Here is a 15,891-nt window from a genome sequence, read left to right on the forward strand (position 1 = left end):
CCGGATCGGTTGTCCCCCGGCATTATGGAGGCCGCACGCGGTCCCTCAGGCGATCGGGTTCTTCAGCGTGCCCACCAGTTGCAGCGCCCCCGAGGGGTCCGCGAGGTCCACCATCTGGCGGTTGTCGCGCAGTTGGAGCCGGTTGAGGCAGGACAGGGGGAACTCGGGCGCGAAGATGTCGTACCGGCGAAAGTGCCCGGCGAGTTCGGGGCGGGAGCGCTGGTAGTCGCGTACGCAGTCGGCGACCGTGCCCCAGAAGGCGTCCTCGTCGAGCAGGCCCTCGGTGACCAGGTGCGCGGACAGGAAGCGGAAGAAGCAGTCGAAGACGTCCGTGAACAGCGACAGCAGCCGCAGGTCGGCCGGGACGTCGACCTGGATCCGCGCCACCTGCGGCGGCAGCTCGGCGTCCGGGTCCAGCACGGCGATCTCCTCGGCGATGTCCTTGAAGACGGCCCGCCCCACCGTGCCGGCCTCGTCCAGGACCAGGATGACGTTCTCGCCGTGCGGCATGAACACCAGGCCGTACGCGTAGAAGCAGTGCAGCAGCGGGACGAGGTAGGCGCGCAGATAGCGCCGCAGCCACTCGGTGGGGCCGGTGCCCGAGCGCTCGATCAGCGCGGCGGCCAGCGAGGCGCCGGTGCGGTCGGTGTGCAGCAGCGACGCCATCGTGGCCAGCCGTTCGCCGTCCCGCAGCCCCGGTACCGGCGACTCCCGCCACAGCGCCGCCAGCATCCTGCGGTACGGCGAGTGGCGGTCGGTGGCCGCCTCGTACTCCAGGTTCCGGTAGCCGACCGCGGCCCGCTCGCGCAGCACGGTGAGGCCGGTGGCCCGCAGCACCTCGTCGCCGTCGACCAGTTCCGCGAGCCAGTCGTTGATGGCCGGGGTGGCGGCCATGTAGGCGGCCGACAGACCCCGCATGAAGCCCATGTTGAGCACCGAGAGCGCCGTCTTGACGTAGTGCTTGGCGGGGTCGCTGGTGTTGAAGAAGGTGCGGACGGACTGCTGTGCGAGGTAGGAGTCGTCGCCCTCCCCGAGGCAGACCAGGCGCCGCGTGGCCGTCTCGGCGGCGAAGGTGACGGAGAGCTTGTTCCACCACTGCCAGGGGTGCACGGGGATCAGCAGGTAGTCGTCCGGGTCGAGGCCCTGGCCGCGCAGCGCGGCGGCGAACCGGATCAGGGCCGCCTCGCCCAGCTCGGCGCGGAGCAGCGCCTCGTAGCCGACGCCCGTGCCCGCCCAGAACGCTGCGCGCTCCCGGTGCGCCGCGACCCAGACCAGCCGGACGGGGCTCGCGGTCTCCGGTGCGTAGGAGAGGTACTCGTGCACGCCGAAGCCGAGCCGGCCGTTGTTGGCGACGAAGCACGGATGGCCCTCGGTCATGCCCGTCTCGATGGCCTGGAAGTCCGCGCGGGCCAGCTCCGCGGCCGTGGTGTCGGGCTTCGACAGCTTGTAGCAGGTACTGGAGAGGGTGGAGGAGATCTCCTCCAGGTAGACCGGGAGGATCTCGTCGGTGAGGCCCAGGCTGCCGCGCAGCTCGGTGAGGAAGTCCAGCGCGGACAGCGGCAGCGGGGCGTGGTCCGCGGTGCGCAGCCGGGTGATCGAGGCGGCGTCGACGGCCCAGTGGTCCAGCGCGAACAGCCGTGCCCGGAACCGGTAGGCGGTGCGGCCGTCGTCGCTGCGCACCTCGTAGCGCCCCCCGCCCAGGGCGGTGGGCGCCAGCAGCCGTTCGTGGCTGAACTCGGCGAGCGCCTTGCGGAGCAGCAGACGGCCGGCCTCCTCCCAGTGCTCGGGGGTGAGGTGGGCGACGGCGTCGGACAGGGTCATGAACGGGCTCCTCGGGCTGCGGCGAACTGCTCGCGGGTGCAGAAGCTGAGCAGCGCGGTCTTCTCCGGCTTGGTGATCTCGCCCACGGGGACGAATCCGACGGCGCGGTTGAGGGCCTGGACGGCGGTGTTGCGGACGTCGGGCTCGACGACGACGCGCCGGGCGGCGGGGTCGGCGAACAGGAACTCCATCACGGTGGTGAGCACCGCCAGGGTGAACCCCGGGATCCGGACCTCACCGGGGGCGGTCAGGAAGTGCATGCCCACGTCGCCGTCCTCGGCCTCGTACAGGCCGGCCAGCTCGATGCGCGCCGGGTCGTAGCGCTCCACGAGGAACGCGGGCGCCCCGCGGTGCAGGCCGAGGAAGGCGTCGTGGCGGGGGTGGGCCGCGATCGCCAGGTAGGCGCGCTCCACCTCTTTTGGACGTGCCTCGCCCATCATCCAGAAGGCCGCCTTCGGGTGGGTCACCCAGCCGTGCAGCAGCCCCGAATCGGTGAGCGGGTCGAGGGCGCGCAGGGCGAAGTCGCCGAGCCCCGGGTCGGTGCGGGTGAAGACGGGGCCGGGCGCGGGGCCCGCGTCCCGCGGGGCGCAGTGCTCCCCGCGGTCCGGTCGCGCGCCCGGGAGCGGGTGCTGGCCGGGGAGCGGGTGCTCGCCGGGGCGGGGGTGCTCGCTCGGGCCTGGGTGCTCGGTCATGCGCGGCCGCCTTCCTGCGGGGTCGTCGGCCGTCCGCCCCCGTGCGCCCGCGGGGCGGCGAACTCCTGGAACGCGATGGACCTCTCCACCGGGTACACCTCGCGGCCCAGCAGCTCGCGGATGATGTACGCGTTGCGGTAGGCGCCCATGCCCAGGTCCGGGCTGGTGACGCTGTGGGTGTGCACGGCGGCGTTCTGCAGGAAGATGCCGCGTCCGGCTGTGTCGATGGCGTAGTTGCGGGCCACGTCGAAGCGGCCGTGGCCGTCCCAGCGGATCCGGTCGTGCACCGGCGCGAGGAAGTCCGGCGGGCGGTACCGGTAGCCGGTGGCGAGCACCAGGCCCTCGGTGCGCAGCGTGAAGTCGCGCTCCTGCTCCTGCTGGCGCAGCCCGAGCGTGTAGGTGCCCGACGCGGTGTCCCACGCGGCGGTGCGCAGGGCGGTGTTGGTCAGCAGCCTGGTCGGTACGGGGCCCGCCAGGCTCTTCTGGTAGAGCAGGTCGAAGATCGCGTCGATCAGCGCCGAGTCGATGCCCTTGAACAGGCCCTTCTGCTGCCTCTCCAGGCGGTAGCGGGTGTCCTCGGGCAGCGCGTGGAAGTAGTCGGCGTACTCCGGCGAGGTCATCTCCAGGGTGAGCTTGGTGTACTCCAGCGGGAAGAACCGCGGGGAGCGGGTGATCCAGTCGAGCCGGTAGCCGTGGGCGTCGATGCCGCCGAGCAGGTCGTGGTAGATCTCCGCGGCGGACTGGCCGCTGCCGATCAGGGTGATCGACTCCTTGCGCCGGAGCCGGCCGCGGTGCTCCAGGTACCGGGAGTTGTGGATGGCGTCGCCGCCGAGGCCCTCGCACGCCTCTGGTACGTGCGGCGGTGTGCCGGTGCCGAGGACGAGGTGCGGGGCGCGGTAGGCGGTGCCGGTGGAGGTGCGGACGGTGTAGAGGCCGGCGTCCGCACCGCCGCCGGGCCCGCCCGGCCGGTACGTCACCTCCGTGACCGTGGTGCCGAAGCGGACGCTGGACAGCCGGGCCGCGGCCCACCGGCAGTAGGCGTTGTACTCGGTGCGCAGCGGATAGAAGTTCTCGCGGATGTAGAACGAGTAGAGCCGGCCCGACTGCTTGAGGTAGCTGAGGAAGGAGTACGGGGAGGTGGGGTCGGCGAGGGTGACCAGGTCGGACAGGAAGGGCGTCTGGAGGTGGGCGCCGTCCAGGAACATGCCGGAGTGCCAGTCGAAGTCGGGCTTGGCCTCCAGGAAGACGCCGTTCAGGTCGGCGATCGGCTCGCTCAGGCAGGCCAGGCCGAGGTTGAAGGGGCCGAGGCCGATGCCGACGAAGTCGGCGTCCACGACGGTGTCAGCAGGCGCGGTCAAGGTTCTCTCCCAGGTACTGCTCGGCGTGGCCGGAGATCAGGTCGAGGACGGCCGCGATGTCGCCGGTCGTCGTCTCGGGGTTGAGGAGGGTGAACTTCAGGTAGTGGCGGCCGTCCACCGTGGTGGACGCGACCACCGCGTCGCCGGAGGAGAACAGCGCCCTGCGGGCGTACAGGTTGGCGCCGTCGATGCCCGTCTGGCCGGTGGCGGCGGCGGGGACGTAGCGGAAGACCAGGGTGGAGAGCTGCGGGCGGACCACCACGTCGAACCGCGGGTCGGCCGCCAGCATCCGCCAGCCCTCCGCGGCCAGCGCGCACACCTCGTCGAAGAGTTCGCCGATCCCGTCGGCGCCCATGATGCGCAGCGTCAGCCAGAGCTTGAGCGCGTCGAAGCGGCGGGTCGTCTGGAGGGACTTGTCCACCTGGTTGGGGATGCGTTCCTCGATGGCACGCCTCGGGTTGAGGTAGTCCGCGTGGTAGGTGGCGTGCCGGAGCACGGCCGCGTCGCGCACCAGGACGGCACTGGAGCTCACCGGCTGGAAGAACGACTTGTGGTAGTCGACGGTGACCGAGTCGGCGCGTTCGATGCCGTCCAGCAGGTGCCGGTTGCGGCGGGAGACCAGCAGGCCGCAGCCGTAGGCCGCGTCGACGTGCAGCCAGGCGCCGTACCGTGCGCACAGTTCGGCGATCTCGGCCAGCGGGTCGATGGAGCCGAAGTCGGTGGTGCCGGCGGTGGCGACCACGGCCATCGGCACCAGGCCCTCGTGCGTGCAGCGGGCCAGCTCCTGGGCGAGTGCCAGGGTCTGCATCCGCCTGTCCCGGTCGCAGGGCACGGGGAGCACCGCGTCCGGCCCGAGGCCCAGCAGTTTCGCGGACTTCCTGACGCTGAAGTGGCCGGCCTCGGAGGTGAGGATCCGCAGTTGCTCGGGGCAGCCGGCCTTCGCCTCCTCACGGGCGAGCAGCAGGGCCTGGAGGTTGGACTGGGTGCCGCCGCTGGTGAAGACGCCGTCCGCGGCCGGGCCGAGGCCCAGCCGGCCGGCCGTCCAGTCGATCAGACGGCGCTCGATCAGGGTGCCGCCGGCCGACTGGTCCCAGGTGTCCAGCGAGGAGTTCACGGCCGAGAGCACCGCCTCGCCGAGCACCGCAGGGATGACGACGGGGCAGTTGAGGTGGGCGAGGTAGCGGGGGTGGTGGAAGTAGACGGCGTCGCGGAGGTAGACGTCCTCCAACTCGTCCAGGGCGGCGGTGGTGTCGTGCAGGGGGTGGTCGAGGTCGATCGCCTCGATCAGGGGAGCGAGGCCGTCCGGGGTGACACCGGTGAACGGTCGCTCGGCGGCGGTGAGACCGGCCGCCACCCGCTCGATTCCTTCGGTCACGGAGCGGCGGTACCGGTCCGTTGTCGTGTCATTGAGCAGGTGCGAGCGCATGAAGTGTCCTCCGGAAGGTCGGAAACTTAGGTTAGCCTAACCTAAGTAAATGGGGCCGGCTCGCGGCATGGCGCATCCGCGCCGCGAACGGGGAGGTACGGGCTTGCCGGGGGTGCGGGTGCCGGGGTCTACGCTCGGGCGCGTGCGCGCAGTTGCTCCTCGCTGAGGCCGCGCCGCCAGTAGCCGACGAACGTGACCCGGCCGCGGTCGAACCCGCGCTCCGTGACGAGGTGTCCGCGTACCGCCTTGACCTGCCCCGACTCGCCCGCGACCCAGGCGTACGGGGCGGTGCAGGCCGGCAGGGGAGCGGCGCCGACCGCCTCTGCCGCGGTCGGCGCGCCGCGGCCGCGCACCAGCCAGGTGATCCGCGCGTCGGCCGCGGTGGGCAGCTCCTGGACATCGGCGGCGTCCGCCACCTCGCACCAGGCGCGCACCGGCAGGCCCGCGGGCAGCGACTCCAGGATGGCCGCGAGTGCGGGCAGCGCGGTCTCGTCCGCGTACAGCACCACGAGGTCGGTACCGGCCGGCGGGCGGAAGCGGACACCGGAGTTGTCCTCGACCACCGGGCCGAGCACCAGCGCCCGGTCACCGGGCCGCGCGCGGGCGGCCCAGCGGGCGGCGGGCCCGTGCGGGAGGGCCGGGGAACGGTGGTGGGCGGTGGGCCCGTGGGGCCGGTGGGGCGCGTGGGTAGCGCGGTCGTGGGGTTCGTGGGGTTCGTGGGCAGTGGGCCCCTGGGGTCCCTGGGCGGCCGGCGGGTGGCCGGCCTGGCCGTGCAGGGCGAAGTCGATGTCGATCTCGGTGCCGCCGCCCGGGGCCGGGCGCTGCGCGCGGACGGTGTAGGAGCGCATCACCGCCCGGACGTGCTCGGGCAGTTGGCGCCAGGCCCGCCACCAGCCCTCGCCCGCCGCCACCGGCACGACGGGCGCGGGCTGCCCGGGGTGCGGGAGGAAGAGCGACAGGCTCTGGTCGCGCCCGCCGGAGGCGAAGGCGGACAGATCCGCGCCGCCGAAGGTGATCCGGACCATCGAGGGCCCGAGCCGCCTTGTGCGCAGCACGTGCAGGGCGAAGAAGCGGAACGGGGCGGCGACGGCGGTCGTCATACGGACTCCAGGGCTCCGCGGCGCGGCAGACGGGACGGGGCGGAAGGTGGGAGCGGGGGCGGGGCGCGGTCGGAACGGGACGGGGGTGGGGCGCGTGGTGCCTGCGGGTGCGGGTGCGGGTGCGGGTGCGGGTGCGGGTGCGGGTGCGGGTGCGGTGGCGCATTGGGGCGGTGGGGAATGGGGTGGTGCGGCGGTGGGCGGGTAGCGCACGGGGCCGGGGCGCCGTGGGGCCGCGGGGAGAGGGTCCCGGCGGGCCCCGGTGTTCAGTGGACCTTCTTGGCCTTCTCCAGCGCCGCGGCCAGGTCGTCCAGGATCGGGGCGCACTTGCCGTACGAGTAGATGGGCTCGGTCACCCGGGGGACGACCTGGCCCGCGGCGACCGCGGGCAGCTTCCGCCAGGTGGGCTTGGACGCGTCGAGGACCGCGGGCTGAAGGGCGGAGGTGCGGTCGTCCATCATGACGAGGTCGGCGCCGTACTTGTCGACGTTCTCCCAGCTAAGGTTCTCGAACCAGCCGCCGCTGGCCTTCTTGGCCGACTCCGGCGGCTCCACGAAGTGCACGCCGAGGGACCTGAAGTACTCCAGGTCGGCGGAGAGGTCGGAGCCCGAGACATAGAAGATGTCCTGACTGGCCGAGCCCACCAGCACCCTGATGTCCGGCTTGGCCCCGGCGGCCCTGCGCAGCCTTGCCGAGGCGTCCTCGAAGTGCTTCTTGGCGGCGGTGACCCTCTTGGCCCGGGTGTCGGCGCCGAGCGCGCCGGCGAGTGCGAGCAGTCGCTCCAGCGGTCTGGTCATCGGGCGGTCGTAGACGCTGATGCCCACACTGGGGGCCAGTTGGAGGATCTTGTCCTTGGACTCCTCGGGGACGTACCAGAGGGTGCCCGAGTCGTCGAACATCGTGGAGACGAGCAGATCGGGTGCGAGGGCCGCGTACTTCTCGATGTTGAACTGGCCCCACTCGTTGCCGAGTACCGTCACCTTGTCGATGTCCAGGTCGCCGGCCTGCACGTCGGGCTTGCCGTCCTTGGTCCTGGTGGGCCCGAACACACCCTTGACCTCGACGCCGTAGTCGTGGAGTGCGGCGGCGACACCGGTGAAGGCGACGATGTTCTTCGGGGTGGCGCCGGCCTTCACCGCGGTGCCGCGGTCGTCCCTGAAGGCCCAGGGGCCCGAGTCCGCACCGCTCCTGCCGCCCGCCGCACCGCCCGAGCCGCCGTCGCCGCAGGCGGCGAGCAGGGCACCGAGACCGAGGGCGCCGCCGGCGGCGAGGACGCCACGGCGGGAGGGGCGAGGGCTACGGGCGAGACGCATGGCAGCACTGCTTTCGTGATGAGGCGTACGGGGCCGCTGGGCTCATGGCTTAGTTAGGTTAACCTAACCTAACGAGGTGTCCAGAGGGCCCGTACGTCCGTGCCGCCTGCGTCCGTACGGCATGTGCCGCCCGCGCCGCGAGTGCCTCGGGTGCCGTGCGCAGGGGCGCGTGGCGCGGGGCGCGATGGCATGGCGCGAAGGCGCGGCGTGCGGTGGCGCAGGCCGCGGGGGAGCGGGGGAGGCGATTCCTCACCGGCCGTGGGCATGCTCCCGGTGGGCGGCTGGAATCGTGCATCCCGTACGCGTCGGGGTCCGGCCCGCGTAGAGTCGGACTGGTGATCATCTGGCTGAACGGCGCGTTCGGGGCAGGGAAGACCACCACGGCCGTGGAACTGACGTCTCGGATCCCGGATTCCCGGCTCTTCGACGCCGAGAAGGTCGGGGAGATGCTCTGGCATGTGCTGGGGGTGCCGGAACGGGACTTCCAGGACTTCCCTCCCTGGCGTGCCCTGGTGGTGGAGACGGCACGGCAGGTACTGAACCACACCGGTGGCACGCTGGTGGTGACGCAGACGGTCCTGGTCGAGCGGTACTGGCGGGAGATCCATGGCGGCCTGGTCCGGGCCGCCATCCCCGTCCACCACTTCCTGCTCCACGCCGATACGCGCACGCTGGCGGAACGCATCGAGACCGACGCCGGGCCACAGAGCGCGCGTGCCCGCCGGTGGCGCCTGGACCACCTGGGCGACTACCAGGAGGCGCTGCCCTGGCTCCGCAGGGCGGCCGAGGTCGTCGACACCACCGGCATCACCCCCGACCAGGCTGCGGAGACCATCATGTCGCGGGTACGGCTCGACGGCTGACCACGACGTCGGCGGGAGCGCACCGGCGGGAGCGGCCGGCACGCGACGGGCACTCCGGTGCCGAGGCGCACGCCGCACCGGGTGGCTGACCCGGGCATCCGGCGGCCACCGAGGCCGGGGATCAGCTCGTGAGTCCGAGTTCGCGGGCGATCAGCATGCGCTGGACCTCGCTGGTGCCCTCGCCGATCTCCAGGATCTTGGCGTCCCGCCACATCCGCGCCACCGGATACTCGTTCATGAAGCCGTACCCGCCGTGGACCTGGGTGGCGTCGCGGGCGTTGTCCACCGCGACGGTGGAGGAGTGGAGCTTGGCGAGGGCGGCCTCCTTCTTGAACGGCTCGCCGTTCACCAGCCGGGACGCCGCGTCCCGCCACGCCAGGCGCGCGGTGTGCGCCTTCATCTCCATGTCGGCGATCTTGAACTGGATGGCCTGGTAGGCGCCGATGGGGTGGCCGAAGGCACGGCGTTCGCGGGCGTACTTCACCGACTCGTCGACGCAGCCCTGCGCGAGCCCGGTGGCCAGCGCCGAGATCGCGATCCGGCCCTCGTCCAGGATGCGCAGGAACTGGGCGTAGCCGCGGCCCTCCTCGCCCAGCAGGTTCCCGGCCGGCACGCGGACGTCCGCGAAGGACAGCTCCCTGGTGTCCGAGGCGTTCCAGCCGACCTTGGAGTACGGGGCGGCGACGGTGAAGCCGGGCGTGCCGGAGGGCACGATGAGGGAGGAGATCAGGGGGCTTCCGTCGTCCTTGCGGCCGGTGACCGCGGTGACGGTGACCAGACCGGTGATGTCGGTGCCGGAGTTGGTGATGAAGCACTTGGTGCCGTTGATGACCCACTCGCCGGTGGCCTCGTCGCGGCGGGCGGTGGTACGGGTGGCGCCGGCGTCGGAGCCTCCGTCGGGCTCGGTCAGGCCGAAGGCGCCCAGTATCTCGCCGGAGCAGAGCCGGGGCAGCCAGGTGCGCTTCTGCTCCTCGGTGCCGTACAGGTGGATCGGCATGGCGCCCAGGGAGACGCCGGCCTCCAGGGTGATCGCCACCGAGGAGTCGACCCGGGCCAGTTCCTCCAGGACGAGCCCGAGCGCCAGGTAGTCACCGCCCATGCCGCCGTACTCCTCGGGGAAGGGCAGCCCGAACAGGCCCATGCGGGCCATCTCGCGGACGATCTCGTAGGGGAACTCGTGCCGCTCGTAGAAGTCGCCGATCTTCGGTGCGACGACGTCGTGGGCGAACTCCTCCACGGTGCGGCGGAGTTCTTCGTGTTCCGGGGAGAGCCGGTGGTCAAGGGTCATGACGGGGACTCCTTACGACGCGCGCGTTGACGGGTCCGTCGGTGCCCCGGTGAGGGCCCGCACGGTGCGGGACGGGCTGGGCCGTCCGAGGTGTCGTGCCATCCACGCGCTGGTGGCGGTGAGACGGTCCAGGTCGACACCGGTCTCGATGCCGAGGCCGTGCAGCATCCACACGAGGTCCTCGGTGGCGAGGTTGCCGGTGGCGCTCTTCGCGAACGGGCAGCCGCCGAGGCCGCCCGCCGAGGCGTCGACGGTGGTGACGCCGTGCTGGAGGGCGGCCAGGGTGTTGGCGAGTGCCTGGCCGTAGGTGTCGTGGAAGTGCACGCCGAGCGCGCCGGTGGGGATGCCGGCCTCGTTCAGCGCGGTGAGCAGGGCGCGCACCTGGCCCGGGGTGGCCACGCCGATGGTGTCGCCGAGGCTCAGCTCGTCGCAGCCCATGTCGAAGAGGGCCCGGCAGACGCGCACGACCTGGGCGACGGGTACGGGGCCCTCCCACGGGTCGCCGAAGCACATGGACAGGTAGCCGCGCACATGGGCGGCCCCTTCCCGGGGGGCGCCGACCGGTGCGGAACTGCCGTCCTGCGGCTCCTTGGCGCGTGCGACCACGGTGGCGAACATCTCCAGGGACTCGTCCACCGAGCGGTTGAGGTTGGCCCGGGCGAAGGACTCGGTGGCGCTGGCGAACACGGCCAGGCGACGGGCCCCCAGGGCCCTGGCCCGGTCCAGGCCGCGCAGGTTGGGCACCAGCACGGGCAGGTCCACGGGCAGGTCGTGCACCAGAGGGAAGAGCCGCTCGGCGTCGGCGAGCTGGGGCACCCACTTCGGGTGCACGAAGCTGGTGGCCTCGATGGTGGTCAGGCCCGCGGCGGCCAGGCGGCGGATGAACTCCGCCTTGACCTCGGTGGGCACGGTGGCGCTCTCGTTCTGCAGGCCGTCGCGGGCGCCGACCTCGTGGATCCGCACCCGGGCGGGCAGACCGGGTGCCGCCACGGTCATGGGCAGCCCGGCCGTACCGCGCCGCACGTCCACCCCACCGGCTCCACCGGTCCCACCGGCCCCTGTCCCACCGGTCCCTGTGCCACCGGCTCCACCGGCTCCACCGGCTCCACCGGCTCCACCGGTCCCGTCCGCCCCGGCCGGCTCGCCGGTGGTCCTCGTGGACGGCACGTCGCCGCTCATGACGCCGCCTCCTCACTGCCGGCTCCCGCGGGAGGCACGGCGGCCCCCTCGGGCTCCCCGGGCTCCTGGGGCTCCCCGGGCTCCTGGGGTTCCTCGGGCACGATCACCGCGAGCACCTGGTCCATGGCGACCGTGCTGCCCGGGATGACGTCCAGTTCCGTGACGGTGCCGGCGTGCGGCGCGGAGATGACGTGCTCCATCTTCATCGCCTCCACCACCACCAGGCTCTGGCCCGCCGTCACCCGGTCGCCGACGGCGGCCTTGACGACCGTGACCGTGCCGGGCATGGGGGCGGTGAGCGAGTCGGCGCCGGCGCGGGCGGCGCCGGCCAGCGCTGCGGCCACCGGGTCGTGGTCCTCGACGAGCCAGGCGTCGCCGTCGCGGCCCAGCCAGTCGCCCGCACGGTGGAAGGTGTGCAGGACCCCGGCGACGGTGACGGAGACCCGGTCCCGTGTGACCGTGTGGCCGCTCGCGGGTCCCGGGCGGTGGGTGACGGGCTCGTGGCCCGGCACCTTCAGCGGGAATTCGACCGGTGCCGCCGGGCCGCCGAGCCGCCAACCGCTCGGCACCGCGAAGGGGTCCTGCCAGCCGTGCGCGTCCGCCTCCGGCCGCAGCCCGGCCAGCCGCACCGCGGCCGCCGCCTCGTACACCTCCTCGGGTACGGACCGCGGCACCAGGCCGTCCAGCTCCCGCTCGACCAGGCCGGTGTCCAGGTCGCCCGCCTGCACCGCGGGATGCGCCAGCAGGCGCCGCAGGAATCCGGTGTTGGCCGGCACGCCGAGGGTGACGGTGCCGGCCAGCGCGGCGCGCAGCCGGCGCAGGGCCGTCGCGCGGTCCGGGCCGTGGGCGATGACCTTCGCCAGCATCGGGTCGTACCGGCTGCCGACCTCGGTGCCCTCGCTGAGGCCCGAGTCCGTGCGCACCCCCTCGCCGGCCGGCTCGCGCAGCACGAGGACGGTGCCGCCGGAGGGCAGGAAGCCGCGGGCGCCCTCCTTGACGGAGACCGTCTCGGCACAGATCCGGGCCTCGACGGCGTGCCCGGTGAGGGCGATGTCCCGCTGCTCGTACGGCAGCGGCTCGCCGGCCGCGACCCGCAACTGCCATTCGACCAGGTCGAGCCCGGTGACCAGCTCCGTCACGGGGTGCTCGACCTGCAGGCGGGTGTTCATCTCCATGAAGAAGTACGCGCCGGGTTCCGTGCCGGACACGATGAACTCGACGGTGCCGGCGCCGCGGTACCCGCAGGAGCGGGCGGCCTGCACCGCGGCCTCGCCCATCGCGGCCCTGGTCGCCTCGTCGAGCAGCACGCTGGGCGCCTCCTCGATGAGCTTCTGGTGCCTGCGCTGGAGGGAGCACTCGCGCTCGCCGAGGTGCACGACCCGGCCGTGGCCGTCCGCGAGGACCTGGATCTCGATGTGCCGCGGGCGCTCGATCCAGCGCTCCACGAGAAGGGTGTCGTCGCCGAAGGACGCCAGGGCCTCGCGGCGGGCGGCCGCGATCTCGTCGGCCAGCAGCGCGGCGTCGCGCACCAGGCGCATGCCCTTGCCGCCACCGCCCGCCGACGGCTTCAGCAGTACGGGGAGCCCGGTCTCCCGGGCCGCCGCGGCCAGCTCGGCGTCGTCGAGCCCGCTGCCGGAGGAGCCGGGCACCACGGGCACTCCGGCGGCCCGCACCGTCTCCTTGGCGCGGATCTTGTCACCCATCAGGGCGATGGCGTCGGCGGGCGGACCGATGAAGACCAGGCCCGCGTCGGTGCAGGCACGCGCGAAGGAGGCGTTCTCGGCGAGGAAGCCGTAGCCGGGGTGGACGGCCTGGGCGCCGGTGTCCCGGGCGGCCGCCAGCAGCCGCTTCGCCGACAGGTAGCTCTCGGCGGCCGGTGCGGGCCCGATCCGCACCGCGGTGTCGGCCTCCCGCACGTGCCGGGCGCCGGCGTCCGCGTCGCTGAACACGGCGACCGAGCGGATGCCGAGCGCACGGAGCGTACGGATGATCCGTACCGCGATCTCGCCGCGGTTGGCCACCAGGACCGTGTCGAACGCGGCGAGGCCGGAGCCCGCCGTGCCCGCCGCTGCCGCTGTCGCCGCGCCGTCCGCCCTGTCCGAGCCGGTCGTCATGGTCATCCCCTCCGCCGTCGTCATGTGCGCCCCCGCCCGCCTGCCGTCCGTCCCGGGCCCCCCGCCCGCTCGGGGCCTGCCGTCCGTCCCGGGCCCGGGGTCCGTCCCGGGCCGGCCGTCGGCCTCGTGCCGGGGGCCGGTCGCCGGCACGGTCCGGGCGCCGATCCGTGCCGTGTGCCGTGCCACGGCCGCCGTCCTCCCACGATCCCTCACATCCGGAAGACGCCGAAGCCGCCGTCCTTGGCGGGCAGAGGGGCGTGCGCGCAGGCCGTCAGGGCCAGGCCGAGCACCTGGCGGGTCTCCAGGGGGTCGATCACGCCGTCGTCCCAGAGACGGGCGGTGGCGTAGTAGGCGTTGCCCTGGGTCTCGTACTGCCGGCGGATCGGGTCCTTGAAGGCGGCCTCGTCCTCGGCGGACCACTCCTCGCCGCGGGCCTCCGTCTGGTCGCGCCGGACGGTGGCGAGCACCGAAGCGGCCTGCTCGCCGCCCATCACGGAGATCTTGGCGTTCGGCCACATCCACAGGAAGCGCGGGCCGTAGGCGCGCCCGCACATCGAGTAGTTGCCCGCGCCGTACGAGCCGCCTATGACGACGGTCAGCTTGGGCACCCGGGTGCAGGCCACGGCCGTGACCATCTTCGCGCCGTGCTTGGCGATGCCGCCCGCCTCGTAGTCCTTGCCGACCATGAAGCCCGAGATGTTCTGCAGGAACAGCAGCGGGATGCCGCGCTGGTCGCACAGCTCGATGAAGTGGGCGCCCTTCTGGGCGGACTCGGAGAACAGGATGCCGTTGTTCGCGATGACGCCCACCGGGTGGCCGTGGATCCTGGCGAAGCCCGTCACCAGGGTCTGGCCGTACTCCGCCTTGAACTCGGCGAACCGCGAGGCGTCCACCACGCGCGCGATGACCTCCCGCACGTCGTAGGGCGTACGGGAGTCGGCGGGGACCGCGCCGTACAGGCCGTACGGGTCCGCCTTGGGCTCCTCCGCGGGCTCCACGCGCCAGGGGAAGGCGGGCGCCTCGGGGAGGGTGGAGACGATGGTGCGCACGATCCGCAGGGCGTGGGCGTCGTCCTCGGCGAGGTGGTCCGTGACGCCGGAGACGCGGGAGTGGACCTCGCCGCCGCCCAGCTCCTCGGCGGTCACCACCTCGCCGGTCGCCGCCTTCACCAGCGGCGGGCCGCCCAGGAAGATGGTGCCCTGGCCGCGTACGATCACCGCCTCGTCGCTCATCGCGGGCACGTAGGCGCCGCCTGCCGTGCACGAGCCGAGGACGGCGGCGATCTGGGGGATTCCGGCGCCGGACATCCGCGCCTGGTTGTAGAAGATCCTGCCGAAGTGCTCGCGGTCCGGGAACACCTCGTCCTGCATGGGCAGGAAGGCGCCGCCCGAGTCGACCAGGTAGAGGCAGGGCAGCCGGTTCTCCAGCGCCACCTCCTGGGCGCGCAGGTGCTTCTTGACCGTCATCGGGTAGTAGGTGCCGCCCTTGACGGTGGCGTCGTTGGCGACGATCACGCAGGCCCGGCCCGAGACCCTGCCGATCCCGGCGATCACCCCGGCCGCGGGCGCGGCGCCGCCGTACATGCCCTCCGCGGCCAGCGGCGCCAGCTCAAGGAACGGCGAGCCCCGGTCCAGGAGGGCGTCCACGCGGTCCCGGGGCAGCAGCTTGCCGCGCGCCACATGGCGGGCCCTGGCCCGCTCGCCGCCGCCCTCCCGGGCCGCCGCGAGCCGGGTGCGCAGCTCCTCGACGAGCGCGCGGTGCGCCGCCTCGTTGGCCCGCCAGACCTGCGAGGACGGGTCGGCGGTGCTCGCCAGCACCGGTGCCTGCTGCATCCGTGGGCCCCCTTGCCTGCCGCCTGCCGCGCCGCCGCCGCGCCAGGTCGCGCCCGGTTCGCGGGCCGTGCCCGTGCCGTGCGCGGTCGTTAGTGAGCGTTAACCTGTCTCCCCAAGGTTAACGACCGCTAACCGTCCTGTCTACAATTGCCGGCATGGGCACCAGAACCGATGCACCCTCCCGTCGTGCACAGATCCTCAAGGAGGCCGCGCGGCTCTTCGCGGAGCGGGGCTTCCACGGCGTCGGCGTCGACGAGATAGGCGCCGCGGTCGGCATCAGCGGACCGGGGCTCTACCGGCACTTCCCGGGCAAGGACGCCATGCTCGCCGAGCTGCTGGTCGGCATCAGCGGGCAGTTGCTGACCGGCGGCAGGCGCCGGGTCGCCGCCGCGGACGGCGGGCCGCACGCGGTGCTGGACTCGCTCATCGAGGGCCACATCGACTTCGCCCTCGACGACCGCCCCCTCATCGTCCTGCACGACCGGGAGCTGGACCGGCTGCGGGACTCCGACCGCAAGCTGGTGCGCCAGCTCCAGCGGCAGTACGTCGAGCTGTGGGTGGAGGTGGTCTGCCGGGCCTACCCGAACCTCGCCGAGCCGGAGGCACGCGCGTGCGTGCACGCGGTCTTCGGGCTGCTGAACTCGACCCCGCACCTCGGCCGCCCCGGCACGCTGCCGGGCCGCGGACAGACGGCGGACCTGCTGCACCGCCTGGCGCGCGGGGCGTTCGAGGGCGCTGCGTCGTAAGGCGCACGGGGTAAGCCGTACGTCGCACGCGGTAAGGCGCACGCGGTAAGCCGTACATCGCACGCGGTGAGGCGTACGCGCAGGTGCACGCGCGGCAGGGTACCCGCGCAGCAAGGCGCGTGCGCGTGCCCACACCCGCGCCCCGGCGCGGCGGGCCGGCGG

General features: G+C 73.2%; 12 protein-coding genes. 2 read left to right on the top strand and 10 right to left on the bottom strand.

Going from position 1 to position 15,891, the window contains the following annotated elements; translation table 11 throughout:
• Positions 1-45 precede the first annotated feature (45 nt).
• The 6 genes from IE313_RS21620 to IE313_RS21645 form a co-directional block, all read right to left on the bottom strand.
• A complete protein-coding gene (locus tag IE313_RS21620; RefSeq protein WP_189934734.1) occupies positions 46-1,821 on the bottom strand; it encodes an IucA/IucC family protein in 1,776 nt (591 codons plus the stop codon).
• Positions 1,818-2,513, bottom strand: a complete 696-nt coding sequence (locus tag IE313_RS21625) for a GNAT family N-acetyltransferase (protein ID WP_189934736.1) — start codon at positions 2,511-2,513, stop codon at positions 1,818-1,820. Before IE313_RS21625 ends, IE313_RS21620 begins: the two co-directional genes overlap by 4 nt.
• Positions 2,510-3,871 carry a lysine N(6)-hydroxylase/L-ornithine N(5)-oxygenase family protein gene (locus IE313_RS21630; RefSeq protein WP_229924836.1) on the bottom strand — a complete coding sequence of 454 codons (1,362 nt, stop codon included), beginning with the start codon at positions 3,869-3,871 and terminating at the stop codon, positions 2,510-2,512. The genes IE313_RS21625 and IE313_RS21630 overlap by 4 nt, the downstream gene beginning before the upstream one ends.
• A complete protein-coding gene (locus tag IE313_RS21635) occupies positions 3,855-5,297 on the bottom strand; it encodes a pyridoxal phosphate-dependent decarboxylase family protein (RefSeq protein ID WP_189934738.1) in 1,443 nt (480 codons plus the stop codon). The genes IE313_RS21630 and IE313_RS21635 overlap by 17 nt, the downstream gene beginning before the upstream one ends.
• Before the next feature lie 128 nt (positions 5,298-5,425).
• A complete protein-coding gene (locus tag IE313_RS21640) occupies positions 5,426-6,397 on the bottom strand; it encodes a siderophore-interacting protein (RefSeq protein ID WP_189934740.1) in 972 nt (323 codons plus the stop codon).
• Between the two features lie 263 nt (positions 6,398-6,660).
• Positions 6,661-7,707: an ABC transporter substrate-binding protein gene (locus tag IE313_RS21645; RefSeq protein ID WP_189934742.1), complete on the bottom strand. Its 1,047-nt coding sequence runs from the start codon at positions 7,705-7,707 to the stop codon at positions 6,661-6,663.
• A gap of 335 nt (positions 7,708-8,042) precedes the next feature.
• On the opposite strand from IE313_RS21645, the gene IE313_RS21650 reads away from it, so the two are divergent.
• Positions 8,043-8,570: an AAA family ATPase gene (locus tag IE313_RS21650; RefSeq protein ID WP_189934744.1), complete on the top strand. Its 528-nt coding sequence runs from the start codon at positions 8,043-8,045 to the stop codon at positions 8,568-8,570.
• 121 nt (positions 8,571-8,691) lie between these two features.
• Here IE313_RS21650 and IE313_RS21655 read toward each other — a convergent pair whose 3' ends face one another.
• The 4 genes from IE313_RS21655 to IE313_RS21675 all read right to left on the bottom strand — a co-directional run bounded on the left by IE313_RS21655 (position 8,692) and on the right by IE313_RS21675 (position 14,983).
• Positions 8,692-9,858 (bottom strand): acyl-CoA dehydrogenase family protein, encoded by a 1,167-nt coding sequence (locus IE313_RS21655; protein WP_189934746.1) that lies wholly within the window; start codon positions 9,856-9,858, stop codon positions 8,692-8,694.
• 12 nt (positions 9,859-9,870) lie between these two features.
• Complete coding sequence (locus tag IE313_RS21660) at positions 9,871-10,854, bottom strand: hydroxymethylglutaryl-CoA lyase (protein WP_189934868.1); 984 nt, start codon at positions 10,852-10,854, stop codon at positions 9,871-9,873.
• 179 nt (positions 10,855-11,033) lie between these two features.
• Positions 11,034-13,151 (bottom strand): acetyl/propionyl/methylcrotonyl-CoA carboxylase subunit alpha, encoded by a 2,118-nt coding sequence (locus tag IE313_RS21670; RefSeq protein ID WP_189934747.1) that lies wholly within the window; start codon positions 13,149-13,151, stop codon positions 11,034-11,036.
• A gap of 209 nt (positions 13,152-13,360) precedes the next feature.
• A complete protein-coding gene (locus IE313_RS21675) occupies positions 13,361-14,983 on the bottom strand; it encodes a carboxyl transferase domain-containing protein (protein WP_189934750.1) in 1,623 nt (540 codons plus the stop codon).
• A 155-nt stretch (positions 14,984-15,138) separates the two neighbouring features.
• On the opposite strand from IE313_RS21675, the gene IE313_RS21680 reads away from it, so the two are divergent.
• Positions 15,139-15,729, top strand: a complete 591-nt coding sequence (locus IE313_RS21680) for an SACE_7040 family transcriptional regulator (protein WP_189934752.1) — start codon at positions 15,139-15,141, stop codon at positions 15,727-15,729.
• Positions 15,730-15,891 lie beyond the last annotated feature (162 nt).

This window comes from Streptomyces sulfonofaciens (genome assembly GCF_014656295.1).
Taxonomy (GTDB): domain Bacteria; phylum Actinomycetota; class Actinomycetes; order Streptomycetales; family Streptomycetaceae; genus Streptomyces; species Streptomyces sulfonofaciens.